The organism is Amycolatopsis sp. NBC_00438 (assembly GCF_036026695.1).
Lineage (GTDB): Bacteria > Actinomycetota > Actinomycetes > Mycobacteriales > Pseudonocardiaceae > Amycolatopsis.
Genome location: NZ_CP107923.1, coordinates 3,789,597 through 3,810,389 on the forward strand (window position 1 = coordinate 3,789,597; position 20,793 = coordinate 3,810,389).

The following is a 20,793-nucleotide window of genomic DNA, read 5'->3' on the forward strand; positions in this document are numbered from 1 at the left end:
CACACCTGACTCCGAATACTCACTACCTATTTCCGAATACGTAGGGGGACCAGGCATCAGCTCGCGGAGCCGGTAGTCCGTGTCCTGCGAATGCATCTCGCGCGATGTCTTCCAACCCACGGTACCCGGGCATCTCACCAGGCTGATAGTGGCCTGAATAGTTGTCGAAGCTGGTGATGTTGCCAGACGCGTCAACGTCGAAGGTGCCAGCCATGTGCACAGGATCACCCTCGGACAGACTGGTATGTCCAGCGCTGTTGTCAAGTGCCCACATTGCGTCGTCGTGCATCGCTCGAAGCGACCCGTCCGTCTTGACCACGTAGTGATGTCCACCCTCGGCCAGCGGCTCTCCAGGCTTGATCCCTGCTTGCGAGGGAAGCCGCCCCTGAGGGGTGTTGTCGACACCTGGCCGGCCTGCCTTCCAAACGTAAGGATCGCAGTTGTGGACGAGGACCGGGGTCTCGCCGGCTTCCACATAGTACGTGTGCAGCTCGTCGATCGTCAGGTCGTAGGTGACCTCCGTCGAGTGGTACGGCGTAACCTCCTCGACCGTCGCCTCGCCGCCGTCGGCGGTCTGCAGGTGGTCGCCCGCCCGCAGGTCCACCGCCTCGACGAACGCGCTCCGCGTCACGTCGTAGAACGGGTGGTGGAACGTTGTCGTCAACGTCGCCGGCGCCGCCGAAGCCGGGGCCGCCGCACTTGTCGCCACCACCGCGGCGACAGCCAGACCCGCTGCCGCACGGCCCAACACCCGGCGCAACGGCTTCACCTTCACGTTCACGAAGTCGTGGTCGGTCTCCGTCACGATCACCCGGTCCACCGGGTGCGCCTCCAGCCCCGCCTTGCCCGGCTGCGAGTTCGCAACCCGATCCCCCACCTTCAGCGAGGAAATCGGCTTCGCAGAACCATCGGACAACAGGACCTTCGTGGAAGCCAGGAAACTGTGGCACCCCACCGGCTCCTCCGCCGAACTCCGGCCCCGCGCCCGCAACCCACCCAGCGCCCCGAACGCCGCGCCGCCGACACCGCCGGCCAGCGCACCCGTCCCCGCCGCCGACAACGCGCCGCCCACCGAGCAGTCGCGGCCGCAGTTCATGCCGTAACCCGCCAAGGCCGTCACGCCGCCGCTGACCGCTCCGGCACCCGCGCCGATCAAGCCCTGCGTCGCAGCCTGGGGCAGCACGCCGTCCAGGGCCTCCGCCACCAGCTTGCCGCCCAGCGGGCCAGCCAGGCCCGCGCCCAGCGCACCGCCCAGCGCGCCCAGGCCGACCGCCTCCACCGCGCCGCCGACCGAGCAGTTGTGCGCCTTCGAGCAGTCCATCCCGTAGGACACCGCACCACCGACCGCGCCACCGATCGCCGCACAGCCGACCGCTCCGATGCCCAGCGTCGCCGCCGTGCACGCCGCGCCGACCAGCACGCCCGCCGCGATGCCCGCGATCGTCGACGCGTGGTCCTTCACGAACGTCGCCACGTGCGACGCCGCCGAAGCTGCCGCGTGGCCCACGGCCGTCGCCGCTGTCGACACCGCGTGGCCCACCGTCTTCGCCGCCGACACCGCCGCGTGCACCACCGCCGTCGCCGCGTGGGCCACCGCGTGTGCTGCTGTCTTCACGGCTTTCGTGACCGCGTGGTACGCGGTTTTCACCACGTGCACCGCCGCGTGGTAGACCTTCTTCGCGTACCGGACCACCGCGTGGTAGGCGTTGCGGACCACCCGCCCCGCCGCGTGGTAGGCGTCCCGCACGACGTGGTAGCTCGCCACCGCCACGTGCACGATCGGCTGCACCACATACGTGTTGACGAAGTGCGCAGCCGGCTGGATCACCTGGTGGTAGACGAACGACGCCGCCGGCGCCACCACGTGATTGCTCACGAACGACCACGCGTCGCTGAACCAGCCGTGCCCCGACGGGTCGGTGCCCGTCATCGGGTTGTCGTCGACGTAGGCGAACTTGTTCGCCTCCATCGGGTTCGGCACCGGGCTGTTCGCCACCGAGTCCCGGTTCATGAACTGCCCCACTGCCGGGTTGTACCAGCGCGCCGCCATGTTCACGTTGCCCGTCGACCGGTCCGTCCAGCCCGACTGGTACCCCAGCTGCCCCTTGGCATTCGCCGACGCCAGCACGTTGCCGAACGGGTCGTAGGTGCTCGACCCGCTCAGCGCGCTGCCGGTGGCGGTGAACGTCCCGACGACGTCGGTGTGCTGGTCCACGAAGGCGTACGCCCCCGCACCGCCGGTGGCGACGCCGACGAGGCCGCCCCCCGGATCGCGGCTGTAGGTCGACGTGCCGTCCGAGGCGATCGAGTTGCCCTGGCCGGAGAAGGCGAACGTCGTCGCCGCGCCGGACGCGATCGTCGTGTCGGTCAGGTTCCGGCCCAGCCCGTCGTACCCGAAGGCCTGCGTGCCCTGCACGGCCATCTGCCCGAAGGCGTCCGACGCGGACACCAGGGTGCCGGTCGAGGACGCCCGCTCCCGCAGCGTCCCGCGCGCGCTGTAGCTGTAGGTGTTCGCGCCGTCCGACGTCAGCTCGTCGCGGGCGTCGTAGGTGTAGGTCGACGAGCCCACCTGGGTCCGGTTGCCCGCCGCGTCGTAGCCGTAGGCCACCGTGCTGACGCCGTTGTTCCAGGACGCGAGCCGGCCGGCCAGGTCGTAGGTGTAGGTGTTGGCCGCCGACCCGGCGAACCCGGTGGTCGTCTTCGACGTGAGGTCGTCGTTCGCGTCGTAGCCGTAGCCGACCGACGCGATCGCCGCTCCCCCGGCGGTCTTCAGCGTGTCGCCGGTCAGCCGGTGCAGGCCGTCGTAGCCGAACGTCCGCGCGTTGCCTGTCCCGTACTTCACGCCGCTGACCTGGTTCAGCGCGTTGTAGCTCAGCGTCTGCGTGCCACCGGTGACCGCGTCGGTGACGGTCGAGAGCCGGTCGGCGCCGTCGTAGCCGTACGACGTCGTGCCCGCCGCGTCGGTGCGCGAGGTCATCAGGCCGTCGGGGTTGTAGGCGAACGACGACGACCCGGCCGAACCGCTCGCTGTGAGCAGCGCGCCACGGTCGTTGTAGCCGAAGGTTTCGCTGCTCGCCGCCTGGTGGTCCGAGTGCCCGGCGACGCCGGCTTCGGTCGTGGCCACCGAGGTCATCCGGCCGCCGGGGTCGTAGCCGAACGTCCGGGTGGCCGTCGCGGCTTCGGCGCCGCTGCCGCTCTGGCTGACCAGGTTCCCGTCGTCGTCGTAGCCGGCCGTGACGGTCACCCCGCCCGGCTGGGTCTGCGTGACCGGCCGGGCCGCCGCGTCGTAGACCGAGGTGAAGGTCCGGTCCGCGGCGGAGGTGTAGGCGGCGGTGACCGGCTCGACGACCGCCTCGGGCTGGTTCCACGCGTTGTAGCGGGTGATCGTCGCGTTGCCCCGGCCGTCGGTGGACCGCGTCCGGTTGCCCGCCGCGTCGTAGCCGAACGACGTCGTGACGGACGCCGTCGCCGACACCGGCTGGATCTCCCCGGTGAGGCGGTTCCCGCTGTCGTAGGTGAAGGTCCGCGCGGTCCCCCGGCCGTCCACAGTGGACGTGAGACGGCCGCCGGCGTCGTAGGCCGCCGACGTCTGCCGCAGTACCGCGCCGGTCGCGTCCTTGCTGGTGACGCGCACCGGGCGGCTCGACTGGTCGAAGTCCGTCAGCGTCGCGGTGTTGTCGGCGGCGGTGACCGACGTCTTCTCCCCGAGGTAGCTGTACCCGTACCGGGTGGTGTTCCCGGCCGCGTCGGTGACCGCCGTGGTCTGCCCGAGGCCGTCGTACCCGTAGGAGGTGACGGCGCCGGCGGGCGTCGTGGTCGAGGCCAGGCGCGCGCCGCCGGGGTTGGCGCCCGACGCGGCGTAGGAGTTCGTCGTGGTCGCGGTGAGCGTGCTCGGGTACCGCTCGAACACCGTCGAGGTCAGCGGCCGCGAAAGGAAATCGTAGGTCGCCTCGGTGCGGGCGCCGTTCGCGTCGGTCACCGAAAGCCGGTCGCCGTTGGTGTCGTAGGTGGACGTCGCCTTCGCGCCGGAAGGCCGGGTCACCTGGGCGACGTCGCCGAGCTGGTCGTAGCTCATGGTGGTGACGTGGCTCAGCGGATCCTTCTCGGTGAGGACCTGCCCGATCTTGTCGTAGGTGCGCACGGTGGTCGCGGTGATCGGGGCGCCGCCGCCGGGCGGGGTGTACGCCGGGTCGGTGACCGACACCGGCTGGCCGGCCGCGTCGTAGACGGTGGTCACCTGGTTGCCGTCGGGGTCGACGGCCTCGACCGGCTCACCGAAGGTGTTGTACCCGGTCGTGGTGACCGGGTGCACGGCGGTGGCCGGGCCGCCGTTCGTCTCGGTGGTGACGGTCGGCGCGGTGGCCACCGCCGGGTTCCCGGCCTCGTCGCTGGCGTAGGTGGTGACGTTGCCGTTCGCGTCGGTCGTCGACGTCGGCAGGCCGCGCTGGTCGACGGTCCAGGTCGTCGTCTCGGCCCCCGAAGACGCCGTCGTGCCCCCGCTGCGGCCGCCGGCGAAGATCGTCGTGACCTCCGCCGCGGACAGCGCGCGGGAGTACGCCTGGACGCCGGCCAGCTGACCCGTGGCGTAGTTTCCGTCGGCGCCGAGGTACCAGCCGTGCCCGAGCACCAGCGGGCCGGTGCTCGCCATCGGCGCCGGGTCGGTGGTGGTCCCGGCCTGCGCGCCGTTGACGTACAGCGTCATCGCGCCGGTGCCCGCGTTGTACACGCCCGCCAGGTGGGTCCACGTCCCGGCCTGCGCGTCGGCCGCGGACTCCGCACGGTAGGTGGTGGCGTTGGCGGCGTCGGTGCCGAACCGGGAGAAGGACCACTTGTGGCTGCTGCCGTCGTACTCGAGGTAGAGGCCGCTCATCACGGTCCCCTTCTGCACGGCGAAGGTCTGGAACGCCGAGCCGAGCGTCGCCGGCTTGACCCAGGCCGACACCGTGTAGGCCCCCGTGGTGTCGAGCACCGGGCCGTTGGTGGCGATCTGCGAGCTGGTGCCGTTGAGGCTCGCGGCACCGTCGGACCAGGTGACGGCCGAGGCCGCCGCCGTGTTCCCGGTGCCGGAGGAGTCGGTGACCGTGGTGCCCGACGTCTGGTTCAGCTTCCACCAGCCCACCGGGTGCCCGGCACCGTCCGCGGCGACCGAGCGGGAGGTGAGCACGCCCATCGGATCGTAGGTCGTGCTGACCGTGCGGCTGCGGCCCGACGGATCGGCCTGCGTGGTGGTCGCGACCTGGTCGTCCGGGGTGTAGGACACCGACGTCGCGCGGGCCGCGCCCGCCGGGTCGTCGACGGTCTGCGAGACCCGCCCGGCGGCGTCCACTGTGGACGCCGAGGTGTTCGCGCCGTTGCCGGTGACCGTGCCGATCTGATTGCCGGCCGCGTCGTAGGTGTTCGACTCGGCGACGAACGCCTGCTGCCCGGTGGGGTCCTTGCGGGTGACGGTCGCGGTCAGCCCGTTGTCGGTGTAGGTGTAGTACGTGGTGTCGCCCATCGAGTCCGTTTCGGACGCGAGGCGCCCGGCCGGGTCGTAGGCGTTGGACTTCTGGGTCAGGAACGTCGCCGGCCGCGGGTCGGCGGGATTGCCGGTGTACCAGACGCCCTGGGTGAGCAGCCGGCCTTCGCCGTCGTAGGTCCAGTCGGTCTCGGTGCCGTTGGCGTCGGTCTCGCTCTTCTTGTTGCCGTAGACGTCGTAGGTGTAGCTGGTGACGTTGCCGTTCGCGTCCGTGCTGGAGGCGACCTGGTCCTTGTCGTTGTAGGTCGAGCCCGACGTCCGGGCGGCGTCGCCGCCGGTGCCGTCGGCGACGGTCTGCGAGGTGAGGCTGCCGTCGGCGTTGTAGACGCTGGTGGTGACCGCGTTGTGGATCGCGCCGGTCACCCGGTCGGTGACCGCCGGGTCGGTCTGCGAGACGACCTGGTCGCTCCCGTCGTAGGCGTAGGTGGTGACCAGTCCCGCCGGATAGCTGTCGGACACGGCCGTCTTCGACAGGAGGCGGCCGAGCGGGTCGTAGGCGAAGCGGGTGACCAGACCGTCGGCGTTGGTCGTGCTCGCGACGTCACCGTTGTGCAGGTAGGCCACCTGGTTGACGGCGCCGCCCGGCGAGGTCGTCTTCACCGGCAGCCCGGCGGGCACATTCCCCGAGTCGGCCGCGAGGAACGCCGAAGTGCCGTCGCTGTAGGTGATCGCGGTGGTCCGGCCGCCCGCGAAGCCCGGCACCGGCGGAGTCGTGACCGAGGTGCGGTTGCCGGCGGTGTCGTAGCCGAACGACGTCAGGTACGCGGGGTCCGTCGCACTCGAGGAGCGCGGGTCCCGTGAGGTGAGCATCAGGTCGTTGCGCGCGTCGGCCGTCGTCAGCTGCGCCGTGGTGTCGTCCGGGAAGTACGTCGAGTACGACGTCGAGCACTTCTCGGCGGCCTGGTCCTGGCAGGTGGTCTGCGAGACGGTGTTGCCGCGCACGTCGTGGCCGACGGTCACCACGTTGCCGTTGGGGTCGGTGCTGGTGTGCAGGAAGCCGGCCGTGTCGTAGCCGTAGGTGGTGCGGTGCCCGGCCGTGTCCGTCTCGGCGATCTTGTGGTTCCCGGCGGCCGGGGCGTACTGCTGCGTCGACGTCTTGCCCGCGGGGTCGGTGATCGTCGCGGTCGTCAACGGGGCAAGCCCCTGCGAGTTGCCCGCGGCGAGGAAGTGCTGAGCGACCTCGGCGGCGGACAGCGACGAGCGGTAGAACCCGACCTCACCGATCGAGCCGCCGAAATAGTTCCAGGTGTTCCCCGAAGGCGCCGCCGGCCACCCGTTGGAGTTGTAGACACCGGCGCCGACGAAGTTCAGCGGGTCGTAGTTGCCGATCTGGCCGGACAGCGTGGCGACCTGCTGGCCGTCGAGGTACAGCACCTGGCTGGTGTTCGCGCCGGACAGCACCACGTGATGCCACTTGCCGTCGTTGACCTTGCCCGGCGAGGCCATGCCCGACACCGTCGTGTCCCAGAAGTGGCCGTGCAGCTTGCCGTCGGTGCCGACGTACAGGACCGGCATCGCGCCACCCGATGGGTTCGCGGCGCCGAGCGCCGAGGTCCCGGTCGAGAAGAGCGTGCCCGCGGCCGCCGACGTCGTCGAGAACCACAGCTCCACCGAAGCCGTGGTGGACGCGCTGACGAGGTGATCGGGCAGCGTCGCCCCGGCGACGGTGCCCGGGAACTTCGCCGCGGTCGAGTCGGTGAACGGGCCGGGCACACCGAGCGTCGCGTTCGTGTAGGCCGACGGCCGGTAGTTGACCTCGCCCGCCGGGACGGCCGTGCCCGGCGCGTCCGCGAACCGCTGGTACAGCTCGGGGTGCGAGCCGAGGACGGCGCCGCGGTAGACCTGGCTGGAGCCGGCCGCGGTCAGCGGCGCGTACTTCCAGGTGCCGCCGTTCTCGTCGCCGATCTGCGTGACGGCGTCGGAAACCGGGTCGTAGGAAACCGTCGTGTGCACCGCGCCGGAGGGCCGGGTGATCGACGTCAGCAGGCTCGACTGCTGCTTGCCGCTCTGGTAAAGGGCCAGTTCGCGCTGGCCGGGCACGGGCTTGTCCCACACGGCGACGTCGGCGATCTGGCCGTTGAAGAAGGTCGCGGTGCCGGGCTTGCCGGCGTTGGCCTGATCGGGCCACTGGTTGCCGAGGAACCCCGCGCCGATGTAGCGGTTCTGCGGGCCCATCGGCACGATCGCGCCGATCGTGGACCCGACGAACTGGCCGTCGAGGTACATGCCCTGGCTGGTCGAGGAGTGGGTGAACACCACGTGGTGCCAGGCGTTGTCGTTGACCGGGGCCGGGGTCGTGACGGTCTTGTCCGTCGCGCCGGTCCAGTACTCGCCGATCAGCTTCCCGTCGTTGCCGACGTAGAGCGCGGGCGTGTACTGCGACGCCGGGCTCGTCGCCTCGGTCAGCGGCATGGTGCTGTAGGAGAACAGGACTCCGTTGGTGGCCGCGGTCTTGAACCACATCGACACCGACATCGTGTTCGGCGCCGCGGCGTCGGCCCGCGGGAGCTGCACGTACGACGAGGTGCCGTTGAACCCGGCCGACGTCGCCGCCGAGCCCGCCAGCGCGCCGGGCCGGCCGAGCGTGACGTCGTGGTAGGTCGCGGCGTCGGCGCCTTCGTTGGTCAGCACCGCGCTCGCGGCGGTCGTCCCGGACGCTTCGGCCAGCGGCCAGAACGAGTGCGGGCCGAGGTCGAGCGCGCTGGTCCGGTAGGGCGACGCGGCCTGGTAGCCGTACCGCGTGCAGGCGGTCGTCGTGCCCGGCGGGCAGACGCTGGTGAGCTGGTCGCCGGTGTAGCCGTAGGTCCAGGTCAGCGGCACGCCCGGGGTGAGGTCGTCGGTCGAGACCGTGGCGACGTGCGGGTTGGTGGCGCCGGCCGGAGTCGTCCAGCTCAGGTGCAGGGCGCGGCCGGAGATCGCCGACGTCAGGGCGGTGGCGCGGCCGGCGGAGGTGGTCACGGTCGTCGCGCGGCCGTTGGCGTCCGTGATCGAGGAAAGCTGGTAGACGCCCGATCCTAGTGACTGCGTGAAGGTGTAGACCGTGTCGTTCTTGTCGGTGAGGCTGTAGCCGCCGGTGATCGCCTTGAAGGTGGCGAACCGCCCCGACGGCGGGGAAAACGTGCCGTCGGCGTTCTTGCCGTAGCCCACTTCGGAGCCGTCCGGGTAGGTCACCAGCACGCTGACGACCGTGCCGGTGCCGTCGAAGTCGTACTGCTCGGCGGCACGCGCGTCGACCACGCTCGACCAGCCGGCGCCGAAGGCCCCGCTCGTGCGGGGATCACGGGAGTTGTAGTCGCGCACCACCGACAGGGCGGGCCCGACGCTGCGCACCTCCGCGTCGGTGGCCGACGTCGTGTAGTTGCCGATGCTCGGCTCGACGCCGTGCACGCCGGTGTTCTGTGACAGCGACGACGTCACCAGCGGCTGGTCCACGCCCACGGTGAGCGGGTTCCACGGCGGGTCGGCCGAATAGGACGAGCCGTCGTAGGCCTGCACGGCCCAGTAGTAGGTCTGGTTGTACTTGAGCTTCCCGGCCGGGACCCGCCAGGTGCCCTCGGCGACCAGGCCGGAGTCGGCGATGGTCGTGCCCGCCTGGTCGGCGACCTGGTAGCGGTACTTCAGCGCGCCCGGGCCGGCGTCGATGTCGTGGGCCGTGGCGAACAGGAACGGGACGAGGCTGGTGGTGACGCCGCCCGCGCCCGGGTACGCGGAGTCGACGACCGGCGGCACGTTCCCGCTCGTGGTCAGCGACAGGACCGGCTGGAAGCCGGCGTTCATCTGCCACGAGTCGAACTGCTTCCAGTGCAGCGAATCGTTCGTGGCCGCGTAGACGGCGAGGCCGTTGTCCGCCACCGACCCGTTCGCCCAGCCGGTGAACGTCGCCGCCGACAACGGCACGCTCACCCAGTCGCCCACCGTCCGGTCGGCCGCGCGGTTGGCGCACGCGGTGGGCACCGACGGGGTGGCGTTGCCGATGCTCGCACCGTAGGACGGCCCCGGGTAGGCGGACACGCCGGACGGCGTCCACGTCTGCGTCACCGGGGCGACGTCGAAGCGCTCGGCGACGCACGTCGAGGCCCAGGTGTCGAACAGCTTCAGCGTCGCGGAGCTCACCGTGACCTGGGAACCGTCGAGATCGGCGGGGAACTTCAGGAAGGTGTTCGCCGAATCGGGGCCCGAGTTGAACGACCCGATCTTGACGACCTTCTCCATCGAGTGGTCCCCGGGCGCGCCGGCCTCGGCGTAGGTCGAGGCCGGCGTGTCGGTGAAGGTCGGGTCGACGGTCACCGGGAACACCCGGGCCGGGTCGGCCAGCCACCGCGGGTCCAGGATGACCTTCAGCGCCGGCGCCCCGGCGGCCGTCGTCAGCTCGTAACCGACCGCGTAGGTCGTGGCCGGGACACCGGAAACCGGGTCGACCCGGGAATCGAAGGCGTAACCGCGCGGGATCCGTTCGCGGACCGCCCCGGCGCCGTCGACCAGGCTCACCGAGCCGTCGGCTTCGGCGCGCGGCGTCAAACCGTTGAGGGACAACGGGAAAACCCAGGTGCTCGGGGCCGCCGCCGAGCGCAGCACGACCGACTCCTTGAGGCCGGTCGCCGTCGGTTCGAGGGCGAGATCGGTGTCGCGGAGCACGCCGGGGTAGGTCGCCGACCGGCCGTCGACGCGGGGCGCGACCGGAGCGGCTCCCTGCAGGCCGTAGGCGAGATTGTGCTCGCCGTCGACGACGAGGGCGGCCAGCGCCGGGTCGGCCGCGTTGCCCGCGAAGTCGACGGCCCGGGAGTTGGCTGCTTCGTGCCAGCGGCCGTCCTGTCCACTGTGGACCGAGGTGTCGATCGGCCGCCAGCCCCACGGGCCGTCGGCGAAGTTGACCGGCTCACGGGTGTAGTCACGGGTGACCGAGCCGTCGGCGTTGGTGAAGAAGTTCATCGTCGCCGAGGACTTCGTCGCGTCGCGGTGGCTCGTCACGGCGTCGAAGCCAAGCGTCGCCGGGCCACTCGGCCCCGGCGTCACCTTCCGGTCGTGCGCGGCTTCCGGGGCCAGCTCACCGGGCGCGCGGCCCGGCGCATTCCCGGCGCCGCCGTCCGCGCTGGTCTCCGCGGTGGTCGCGTCGTGGCGTTTGCCGTCGGCCGATCCGCCTGCCTGCCGTGGTGTCACGCCCCAGTGCGGCGAGCCGGAGAACAGTGAACCGAGCCACGACGTGAACTCCCGCACGGGCAAGTGGCCCGGCGCGAGCTGAGCGGCGTCCGCCTGCCCGGAACCGAGCGAAAACGCCAGCGCCAAAAGTATCCAGACAGCACAAACTCTGACGGCACGACGACCCACGAGTCTCCCCCTCGATGACCATCCCCGACGAACGGCGAGAAAGTTCACCACAGCGGAGGGGGTTCGTACCAGCCCGCAAAACGACCAATCACGGAGATCAAGAGCACATGACAAACCGGACTTAACCTACGCAAAATGCACTTATCGCAACAATTTCTCAGTGACCGGCGGCGTGCGCGGCTTCACGAACCGCGTCGGCGACGTCCGCCCGGAGGTGCTCGGTCACCCCCACGGGGGACACGTTGGCCGCCGCGCCGCCCGCAGCGCCGATGGCCACGAAGCGGATGGCGGGGTGCGTGCCCGCCTGGGCGAGCGCCACGGCCGTGCCCGGCTCGCCCACCGTCAGGACGACGTCGCAGCGCCGCTGCGCCAGGGAGTTCAGGTACGGCAGGTAGTTCGCGTCGGTCGCCGGGCCCGCCGCGGCAAGGTAGGACACCTTGGTGCCGGTGTCGCCCGACGCGTCCTGCAGGCCCGCCCACACCGGCGCGACCCCGGGCGCCGCGAGCCCCTCGGGACCGGTCAGGAGGCACGCCGAGTAGTCGGCGTAGACGCGTGCCCGCGCCGGTGGCAGCCCCCGGTCGTCACCCCTGGGCCACCACAGCAGCACCGCCACTCCCGCGACCAGGATGACGCCGGCCACCACCGCCCACCAGAACCGCCGCACGGCTTCCCCCTCACTCCCGCGTGTCCCCACGGTAATGCACGGGCGGCGCCGTCCGGTGGCTCAGCCCGTCGTCCCCGCCGGGGCTGTCGCCACCGCCGCGTCGCCGAACTTGATGCCCTTGGCCTCCTTGCCGAGCGCCGTCAGGACCGCCACCGCGATCAGGCCCGGGACCACTGTCCACAAGAGAGCCGACGAGTACCCGTGGGACTCCGCGATCGCTTGCTGGATCGGGAGGTTCAGCGCCGCCAGGAGGTTGCCCAGCTGGTAGGTCACGCCCGGGTAGAAGCCGCGGATCGCGTCCGGGGACATTTCCGTCAGGTGTGCGGGGATCACGCCCCACGCCCCCTGGACCATCACCTGCATCAGGAACGATCCCAGCGCCAGCATGCCCGCGCCGTGGTCGAACGCGAAGATCGGGATCACCGGCAAACCGAGCACCGCCGCGGTGACGATCGTGCGGCGGCGGCCCAGTCTCTCGGACAGCGTGCCGAACGTCAGGCCGCCGATGATCGCGCCGACGTTGTAGAGCACCGCGATCCACGTGCTCGTCGTCGCGGTCAGGCCGGCGCCGCCGTTGTCGTGCGCCTTCAGGAAACTCGGGTAGACGTCCTGGGTGCCGTGGCTCATCCAGTTGAACGCCGTCATCAGCAGGATCAGGTACCCGAAGCGGCGGATCACCTTCGGGTTGAGCAGCACGTCCTTGACCGACGTCCGCGTCACGCGCAGCTTCTCCCGCGTCGCCTCCCAGACCTCGGACTCCCGCACCCGGGCGCGGATCAGCAGGCTGATCAATGCCGGGAAGATGCTCAGCACGAAGATCCAGCGCCACTCGAGGTTCAGTGCCGAGTGGAACAGCAGGTATGCGAGCGCGGCCAGCAGGTACCCGATCGAATAGCCCACCTGCAGCAGTCCCGAGAAGAACCCGCGGCGCGCCACCGGGATCTTCTCCATCGCCAAGGCCGCGCCCAGGCCCCACTCGCCGCCCATGCCGACGCCGTAGACGAACCGCAGGATCAGCAGCACCGTGAAGTTCGGCGCGAACGCGCACAGCAGACCGGCCACCGAGTACACCAGGACGTCCACGATCAACGGCACCCGCCGCCCGACGCGGTCCGCCCACAGACCGAACAGCAGCGCGCCGACCGGTCGCATCACCAGCGTGGCCGTGGTGATGAACGCCAGCTGGGTCGCGGTCGCGCCGAACGACTTGTCCTTGGCGATGTCCGCCAGGACGAACACCACCAGGAAGTAGTCGAACGAGTCCATGCTCCAGCCCAGCAGGGCCGCCAGGAACGAGTTGCGCTGGTCGGATGTAAGCGCTTTCTTGGCTGGAGCCGGTTCCGCCTGCCGATCCGTCACGTTTGCCCCGTCCGTCGGTTCTTCACCGGAAGACTTCAGGCTTGGTCTAGCACCGACGGCCCCGTGCGGGCAAGAGTGGACGCCGTGATCAGTGCGGGACGCCGATGCGCACCCGGCGGCCGACGTCGCGGGCCCAGGCCTTGATCCGGTCCCAGTCGCGGAAGTCGCCGGCGCGCTGGCCCGACGCCATCAGCCGCGGGATCAGCCCGCGTACGGTCGCCGGGTCGAGGCGGCCACCGAAGGTCGCTGTGCGCTCGGCGTCGATGCGGGCCGCGAGCAGCGCGACGTTCGCCGGCAGGCCGACCTGGTGGGTGGCCGCGCCCGGCCCGCACGGCCCGCTGTGGAACAGCCACACCGGGCGGTCGGCCAGGTCCCGGGCGTGGTGCTCCAGCAGCCGGACGGCGTCCGGCCGCCAGCGGTGGTAGTACAGCGCGCTGCCGACGACCACCGCGGCGTAGCCGTCGACGGTGGCGACGTCGGCCGCGTCGCGGACGTCCACGGTCAGGCCGGACTCGCGGAGCTCCGCGGCGATGACCTCGGCGATCTGCCGGGTACCGCCGTGCCGTCCGGAATGGGCGACGAGGACTGCGGTCATGGGTCCATTGTCAGCCTTGGCGCTCGAATCGGCGCCGTGGGCCCGGCACGATCCGCCGAACGGGCGCTTCCCCTCAGCTGGGCGCCAGGAACGCCGGTCGCGTCACGGGGTCGGGATCGTCGTAGTAGCGCCGGAAGACCGCCGTCTGACCACCGGAAACAGGCGGCACGATCCAGCTCCAGTCGGCCGGGCACCGGCGCCCGGCGCGTTCCTCCTTCTCCAGGTGCGTCAGGAACCGCCGCGACTCGGTGTGGTGGTCGGCCATCGTCACCCCCGCCGCGTCGAACGAGTGCTGCACGGCCAGCGTCAGCTCGACGAGCGCCCGGTCGCGCCACAGCGTGCGCTCGGAGCCGGTGTCGAGGCCCATCAGCTCCGCGATGGCGGGCAGCAGGTCGTAGCGGTCCTCGTCGGCCAGGTTCCGGGCGCCGATCTCGGTGCCGAGGTACCAGCCGTTGAACGGCGCGGCCGGGTACGTGACGCCGCCGATCTCCAGCGGCATGTTGCTGATCGCCGGCACGGCGTGCCAGCGCAGCCCCAGCCCGGCGAACCAGCGGTGGTCGGGGTGGGTCAGCGGCACCTCCAGCACGGCGTCCGCGGGCAGCGTGTACAGCCGCGGGTCGCCGGGGACCGACTCGACCAGCAGCGGGAGGACGTCGAACGAGCCTCTCCGCTCCGGCGGCCGCCAGCCGAGCCGCCGCACCTGGTCGGTGAATTCGACGTACCGCGGGTCGCCGAGCACGGAGCCGTCGTCCAGCCGGTAGCCGGCGTAGCGGATGAGCTGCTCGTTGTGGATGCGCGGCCCCGGCTCTTCCGGGGTGTCCGGGGCGAAGACGGTGATGGTCGGGCGGATCCGGCCAGAGCGGGTGGCCTGGCACAGGTGGGCGACGCACTCGCCGGCGATGTCGCCGGGGTCGGTGACCCGGCGCCGGTCCCGGACGCGGAGGCTGTTCCAGTAGAGCCGGCCGATGCAGCGGGCCGAGTTGCGCCAGGCGACGCGGGCGCCGAACGCCAGCTCGGCGGGTGTGTGCCGGTAGGTGCCGGTTTCGGCGATTTCGGCGCGCACCTCGGCGAGCCGCGTCTCGAGCCACGTGCCCTGCTCGGCGGCGCCTTCTTCGAACATGAGGTTGAGGAATTCCTCGGCCTCCGCGGAATTGACGCTCTGTTCCCCCGACACCCGTTGGTGGTAAAGTGCCGGCGCGGTTGTCACCCGCTCGGACGTAGCAGTCACCGCGCTACCCCACTCTCCGAAATCGTGATCTGCATCCCGACGGGAAGGTTCACCGTTCCTCCGATGGTCGCCGACAACACTGTCGGCCGGAAACGGCTGCAGCACGCGCGCTTCCGACCAGGCGGGGGAGAATACCTCACGTTTTACGGAACACGATCCCCCGACCGCCCAGTACATCTCACCTGTCCCGAAATACCGCCACAACCTGCGAAAACGTCGAAAATTAGTGGCTACCAAGCGTTATCCGGACATGTCGCAGCGCATTTCCCGTCAATTGATCACTTTTGCCCGTGAAACACAGGTGATTCTTTCCCGCGCGCCGATCTTCGGCTTTTCGTGCGCAATCGGCGAACGGCCTTTCCCGCCGCGGGTCCCCCGTGTACGCGCGCGTGCGGGCGCGTCGTTTAGAGTCGGCTGATCGGCAGAGGAAGGACGTTTCGTGCACCGGATCCCCGTGGTCCTCGTCGCCGGGTTCCTCGGCGCGGGCAAGACGACGCTGCTCAACCACCTGCTCGCCAACCGCGAGGGCGCCCGGGTCGGCGTCGTGGTCAACGACTTCGGCAGCGTGAACGTCGACGCGCTCGCCGTGGCCGGGCAGGTCGACACGATGGTCTCCCTCGGCAACGGCTGCCTGTGCTGCGCGGTCGACGCGAGCGGGCTGGACGCGATGCTGGGCCGGCTGTCCTCGGCCGAGGCGGGGATGGACGTCATCGTCGTCGAGGCCAGCGGCATCGCCGAGCCGCGCGACCTGATCCGGCTGATGATCGCCAGCGAGAACCCGGACATCCGCTACGGCGGGCTGGCCGAGGTGGTGGACGCCGCCGAGTTCGAAGTCGCTCGCGGACGCCACCCCGAGCTGGCCGACCACCTGCGGCTGGCCGACCTGGTCGTGCTGAACAAGGCCGACCGGGTCGACGCCGACGCGCTGGCGAAGGTCACCGCGACGGTCGAGGAGCTCGCGCCGGGCCGCCCGGTGCTGGTCACGGCGCACGGCCGGGTCGACCCGCGGCTGTTCTTCGACCCGGAACCCCGCGGCGAGCGGGTGGGCCAGCTGTCCTTCGACGACCTGCGCGAGGACGACCACCACGACCACTCGCAGCACCTGCACGCCGTGTACGAGACGGTCACCTTCACCGCCGGTGCCCCGCTGGCGCCGAAGGCGTTCGTCGAGTTCCTCGAGCGGCGCCCGGCCGGCCTCTACCGGATGAAGGGCCAGGCCGACTTCGGTTCGGGGTCGCGTTTCCGGCTGCACACGGTGGGCGGATTCGTGCAGCTGGACCGCACGCCCTGGCCGGCAGGCGAGCGCCGGACCGAGCTGGTCCTGATCGGCGCAGGCCTCGACACCGACGCCGTCCTGGCCGACCTGCGCGGCTGCCTCGCCGAGCACCCGGGCGTACCCGACGAGCGCGGCATGCTGCACATCCTCCGGTACCTGCCCGACCAAGCCTGAGTCCCGCCACGCCGAAGATCGGCAAAACCGCGGATTCCCGCCGGCCCCGGCAGAGACTGTCGGCCATGACGACCACCGAGGTGAGCGCACCACGCTGGTACCTGGTCGGCGTGCTGCCCGAAGAAATCCCCCTGGCCCACCTGATGACCCGCTCTGGCGACCTCCGCTACCGCCGGTCCGCGTGCGGCGAGCGCGAGTCGCGCAGCTGGAAGCCGGTCGACATGGCGACATCCGAGGCCGCACCCTGCCCGGCGTGCGTGGCGACACTGCCCGCTCCCCCGGCCGGCTTCCGAGTCGCCCCGGACGGCGCCGACCGCGGCCAGCTCAGCCTCGAGCTGGAGATCTAGCCGCTACCCGGCAAACTGCACCCCGATCCACTGCCCGTGTCGGTCCTTCCGGGCAGCGTGTTGGCCGTTGACGAGCGGCTTGTCGTTCGTGAACAGCGACCATGATCACCGGAACGGCCAGCACGGCGTTGCCGGACACCACTCAGCCGCACGAGGTCCGCCGACGAGACACCCGCGTCCTGTTCAACGGCCCGTATCGGCGGCTACACCAGCGGCTTCTCGAAGCAGACCGACTCCGGGTCCCCCTCGTGCGGCGGGAAGTTCGGCACCCGCCGGTAGCCCGCGCGCTCGTACAGCCGCCTCGCCGCCGGCTGGCGGCGCCCCGTCTCCAGCCGGATGCGGGCCGCGCCTGCTTCGCGGGCCAGGCGCTCGGACTCCGTCACCAGCTCGCCCGACACTCCCGAACCGCGGGCGTCCGGCGCGACGAACATCCGCTTCAGCTCGTACACGCCCGGTTCGACCGGCTCCAGCGCGCAGCAGCCGATCGCCCGCTCGCCGTCCCACGCGAGCAGGTAGCGGGTTCCCGGCCGCAGGGGCGGCGGCTGGGCGTCCACCGGCAGGTCGTAGACCACCACCAGCTCCGCCGTCATCGCGGTGATGAGCGCGATCAGCAGTCCGTCGTCGGGCGCGCACTCCGCGACGGTCGTCAAGTCAGGCCTTCTTCGCCCGGCTCGGCGCGACGCGCGGCGGCTCGTTCGGCATCTTCGGGTAGACCGGCGGCCACGGCGCGTCCATCAGCCCGCCGGCCATGTCGGCTTCCGACATCGCCAGCAGCGGCTCGATCGACTGCGGCCGCTCCCCCGCGCCGGCCCACGGGTCGCCGCGCTCGGCCAGGCGGGCCGGCACCGTGCTCAGCGTGAACGTGTCGGGCTCGACGCCGGCCAGCTCGTCCCACGCGATCGGGGTCGACACCTGGCCGCCGACGCGGGGGCGCACGCACCACGTGCCGAACACGGTCTTGTGCGGCGCGTTCTGGTTGAAGTCGACGAACACGCGCGAGCCGCGTTCCTCCTTCCACCACTGCGCGGTGATCTTCGAGGGGTGCCGCCGTTCCAGCGCCCGCGCCAGCGCGACCGCCGCGGCCCGCACCTGGAAGCTGTCCCAGCGCGGCTCCAGCAGGACGTACAGGTGCAGGCCGCGCGAGCCGGACGTCTTGAGGTGGCCTTCGATGCCGAGCTCACCCAGGAACTCCCTGGTCAGCAGCGCGGCCTCGCACAGGTCCCCGAAGCCGATGCCCGGCGACGGGTCGAGGTCGACACGCAGTTCGTCGGCGACCTCGGGCGTGTCCGCGCGGTACGGCCACACGTGGAAGCCGAGGCAGCCGAGGTTCACCGCCCAGAGGATGTGCGCCAGATCCTTCGCGACCAGGGCGTCGCTCGTGGTGCCGTTCGGTGTCGACACCACCGTGGTGGACAGCCACGGCGGTGCGCCCTGGGGCACGCGTTTCTGGAACCAGTTCTTGCCGCCCGCGCCGTCCGGGTAGCGCTCCAGCAGCAGCGGGCGCCCGCCGAGCCGGGCCAGCAGCGGGCCGGCGACCGCGCGGTAGTACTCGACGAGGTCGAGCTTCGTCTCGCCGCGCTCGGGGAAGTAGACCTTGTCCGGGCTGCTGATCTTCACCTCGACGCCGTCGACGTCCAGCAGTACCGCGCCGCTCATCGCGCCTCCCCGAACAGCTTGGCGAGCTCGGCGGGCGGTGCTTCGTCGAGCTGGGCGTACGTGCAGGACTCCGGGGTGCGGTCGGGCCGGAACCGGACCAGCCGCCCGCCGTGGCGGAAGCGCCCGCCCTGCAGGTGCTCGTAGCGCACCTCGGCCACCCACTCGGTGCGCAGCGGCTCCCAGGCGAGATCCTTGCCGGGCGCCCAGCGGCTGTTCGCGCCCGGCTGGCGGCCCGGCTGGGGCTCGTACTCGGCCCAGGAGCGCCAGGGATGGCCCTCCAGCGCGTTCTCCCGCAGCGGCGCCAGCTCCTCGACCAGCTCCGCCCGCCGCGCCTTCGTGAAGCTGCTGGCCACGCCGACGTGGTGCAGCACGCCTTCGTCGTCGTACAGGCCCAGCAGCAGCGAGCCGACGCCGACGCCGTCCTTGTGCCAGCGGAACCCGGTCACGACGCAGTCCGCGGTGCGCTCGTGCTTGACCTTCCACATGACGCGCTTGTCCTGCTCGTACGGCTGATCGGCGGGCTTGGCCATCACGCCGTCGAAGCCCGCGCCCTCGAACCGGGTGAACCAGTCTTCGGCCTGGTCCGGGTCCTCGCTCAGCGGAGTCAGGTGGACGCGCTGCATCCCTTCGGCGTCGGTCCGCAGGACACTCTCGAGCTGCTTGCGGCGTTCGCGGAACGGCTCGCCCGTGAGATCGGTGTCACCGAGGGCGAGCAGGTCGAACGCGACGAAGCTGGCCGGCGTCTCCTCCGCGAGCTTCCGCACCCGCGAGGCCGCCGGGTGCAGCCGCAGCTGCAGCACCTCGAAGTCGAGGCCGGCCGGGGTGACCAGGACGATCTCGCCGTCGACCACGCACCTCGGCGGCAACGCCGCGGCCAGCAGCTCCACCAGCTCCGGGAAGTACCGGGTGAGCGGGCGATCGTTGCGGGAACCGAGCTCGATCTCGGCACCGTCGCGGAACACGACGCACCGGAAGCCGTCCCACTTGGGCTCGTAGAGCAGGCCCGGCGTGCGCGGCACGTCGTGCACGGCTTTCGCGAGCATCGGCCGCACGGGCGGCATCACGGGCAAGTCCACCGCGCGAGCTTAAAACACGGGTACGACACTTCTTTTGAAAAACGACACAGCCGGGCGTGATACACACGTCCTCGTGACCACCGAACGCCCCGAACCGCCCCTGGTCGGGGGCGAGCGCGAAATGCTGCGCACGTTCCTCGACTTCCACCGCGCCACCCTCGCCATGAAGTGCGACGGACTGTCCGACGAGGACTTGCGCCGCGCCTCCAGCCCACCCTCGACGCTGTCCCTGCTCGGCCTGGTCCGGCACATGGCCGAGGTCGAGCGCACCTGGTTCCGGCGGGTGATCGACGCCGAGGACGTCCCGCTGCGGTGGTCGCCCGACGGCGACTTCCAGGCGGCCTACGACGCGAGCGCCTCGACTCGCGCGGAGGCGTTCGACGCGTGGCAGGCCGAAGTGGAGCACTCGCGCAAGATCGAAGAGGCCGCCGAGTCCCTGGACGTCACCGGGTACCAGGCGCGCTGGGGTGAGCACGTCTCGCTGCGGCTGGTGATGCTCCACATGATCCACGAGTACGCCCGGCACAACGGCCACGCGGACTTCCTCCGCGAAGCCATCGACGGCGTCACGGGCGCCTGATGGACGTACTCGCCTGGCTGTGCGACGCCGATCCGGCCCTGCGCTGGCAGGTCGAGCGCGACCTGCTGGGCGAGCCGCCGCCGGTGTGGGAGGCGACCCGCGCCCGCGTGGCGGCCGAGGGTTTCGGCGCGCGGCTGCGGGAAAAGCAGGACCCGGACGGCCAGTGGGCCGGCGGCGCGTTCTTCCCCGCGGACTTCGACTTCGCGAGCATGAAGACGGCCGGCCAGCCGTGGACGGCGACGACGTGGGTGCTCAACGATCTGAGGGAGTGGGGCCTCGACGCCGCCGCCCTGCGCGGGACGGCGGAGCTGCTCGCCGAGAACTCCCGGTGGGAGTACGAAAATCTGCCGTACTGGGACGGCGAGGTCGACTGCTGCATCAACGCGTGGACTCTCATGAACGGCCGGTGGCTCGGCGCGGACGTCGCCGGGATCGCCGGCTGGTTCGTCGAGCACCGGCTGCCGGACGGCGGCTGGAACTGCGAGTGGGTCGAAGGTTCGACGCGCTCGTCCGTCCACTCGACACTCAACTCGCTCAAGGGCCTGCTGGCGTGGGACACGGCGACCGGCGGCTCACCGGCGACCCGCTCGGCCCGCCGAGCCGGTGAGGAATACCTGCTGGAACGCGGTCTCTTCCGGCGGCTCTCGACCGGTGAGCCGGTGCTGCCGGAGGTGGGCAGCTTTTCGTACCCGTTCCGCTGGCAGTACAACGTGCTCAACGCGGCCGAGTACTTCCGCCTCGCGTCCCTGCTCGACGGCACGCGCCCGGACCCGCGCATGGCGGAGGCGATCGAGCTGATCCGCGCGGCCCGGCAGCCGGACGGCACGTGGCTCCAGGGCCGCCGGCTCCCGGGCCGGGTGTGGTACGAGGTCGACGTCCCGGAAGGCGAGCCGTCGAAGTGGCTGACGCTGTCCGGTACCCGCGTCCTGGCCTGGTGGGACGGGTCGTGAGTGGTCAGGGCGGTTAGAACCGCCCGGACCACTCACGACCACCGG

At 71.2% G+C, this 20,793-nt stretch carries 12 protein-coding genes; 4 read left to right on the forward strand and 8 right to left on the reverse strand.

Going from position 1 to position 20,793, the window contains the following annotated elements:
• Positions 1-22 precede the first annotated feature (22 nt).
• The 5 genes from OG494_RS16855 to OG494_RS16875 form a co-directional block, all read right to left on the reverse strand.
• Positions 23-10,801, reverse strand: coding sequence for a LamG-like jellyroll fold domain-containing protein (locus OG494_RS16855; RefSeq protein ID WP_328456732.1), 10,779 nt, complete (start codon positions 10,799-10,801; stop codon positions 23-25).
• Positions 10,802-11,000: 199 nt separating this feature from the next.
• Positions 11,001-11,507: a hypothetical protein gene (locus OG494_RS16860; protein WP_328456734.1), complete on the reverse strand. Its 507-nt coding sequence runs from the start codon at positions 11,505-11,507 to the stop codon at positions 11,001-11,003.
• Between the two features lie 60 nt (positions 11,508-11,567).
• Positions 11,568-12,866 carry an MFS transporter gene (locus OG494_RS16865; RefSeq protein ID WP_442874420.1) on the reverse strand — a complete coding sequence of 433 codons (1,299 nt, stop codon included), beginning with the start codon at positions 12,864-12,866 and terminating at the stop codon, positions 11,568-11,570.
• Between the two features lie 88 nt (positions 12,867-12,954).
• The gene (locus tag OG494_RS16870; RefSeq protein WP_328456736.1) at positions 12,955-13,461 is read right to left on the reverse strand and encodes a flavodoxin domain-containing protein; all 507 of its coding nucleotides are present in this window, start codon (positions 13,459-13,461) and stop codon (positions 12,955-12,957) included.
• Between the two features lie 73 nt (positions 13,462-13,534).
• Positions 13,535-14,635: a nitric oxide synthase oxygenase gene (locus OG494_RS16875; protein ID WP_328456738.1), complete on the reverse strand. Its 1,101-nt coding sequence runs from the start codon at positions 14,633-14,635 to the stop codon at positions 13,535-13,537.
• 493 nt (positions 14,636-15,128) lie between these two features.
• Between OG494_RS16875 and OG494_RS16880 the strand changes: the two genes are divergently transcribed.
• The gene (locus OG494_RS16880; protein WP_328456740.1) at positions 15,129-16,139 is read left to right on the forward strand and encodes a CobW family GTP-binding protein; all 1,011 of its coding nucleotides are present in this window, start codon (positions 15,129-15,131) and stop codon (positions 16,137-16,139) included.
• Between the two features lie 65 nt (positions 16,140-16,204).
• On the forward strand, positions 16,205-16,486 hold the full coding sequence (locus tag OG494_RS16885; protein WP_328456742.1) for a hypothetical protein: 282 nt from the start codon (positions 16,205-16,207) through the stop codon (positions 16,484-16,486).
• 203 nt (positions 16,487-16,689) lie between these two features.
• Here the strand turns inward: OG494_RS16885 and OG494_RS16890 are convergent, their stop codons facing one another.
• The 3 genes from OG494_RS16890 to OG494_RS16900 are packed head-to-tail and all read right to left on the reverse strand — an operon-like array spanning position 16,690 to position 19,218.
• Positions 16,690-17,136, reverse strand: coding sequence for a GNAT family N-acetyltransferase (locus OG494_RS16890; RefSeq protein ID WP_328456744.1), 447 nt, complete (start codon positions 17,134-17,136; stop codon positions 16,690-16,692).
• Position 17,137: 1 nt separating this feature from the next.
• Positions 17,138-18,142: a non-homologous end-joining DNA ligase gene (ligD, locus tag OG494_RS16895; protein ID WP_328456746.1), complete on the reverse strand. Its 1,005-nt coding sequence runs from the start codon at positions 18,140-18,142 to the stop codon at positions 17,138-17,140.
• Entirely contained in the window at positions 18,139-19,218 is a 1,080-nt protein-coding gene (locus OG494_RS16900; protein ID WP_328456748.1) for an ATP-dependent DNA ligase, read from the reverse strand. Before OG494_RS16900 ends, ligD begins: the two co-directional genes overlap by 4 nt.
• 73 nt (positions 19,219-19,291) lie before the next feature.
• Between OG494_RS16900 and OG494_RS16905 the strand changes: the two genes are divergently transcribed.
• Complete coding sequence (locus OG494_RS16905; RefSeq protein WP_328456750.1) at positions 19,292-19,798, forward strand: DinB family protein; 507 nt, start codon at positions 19,292-19,294, stop codon at positions 19,796-19,798.
• The gene (locus OG494_RS16910; RefSeq protein ID WP_328456752.1) at positions 19,798-20,748 is read left to right on the forward strand and encodes a squalene cyclase; all 951 of its coding nucleotides are present in this window, start codon (positions 19,798-19,800) and stop codon (positions 20,746-20,748) included. The genes OG494_RS16905 and OG494_RS16910 overlap by 1 nt, the downstream gene beginning before the upstream one ends.
• Positions 20,749-20,793 lie beyond the last annotated feature (45 nt).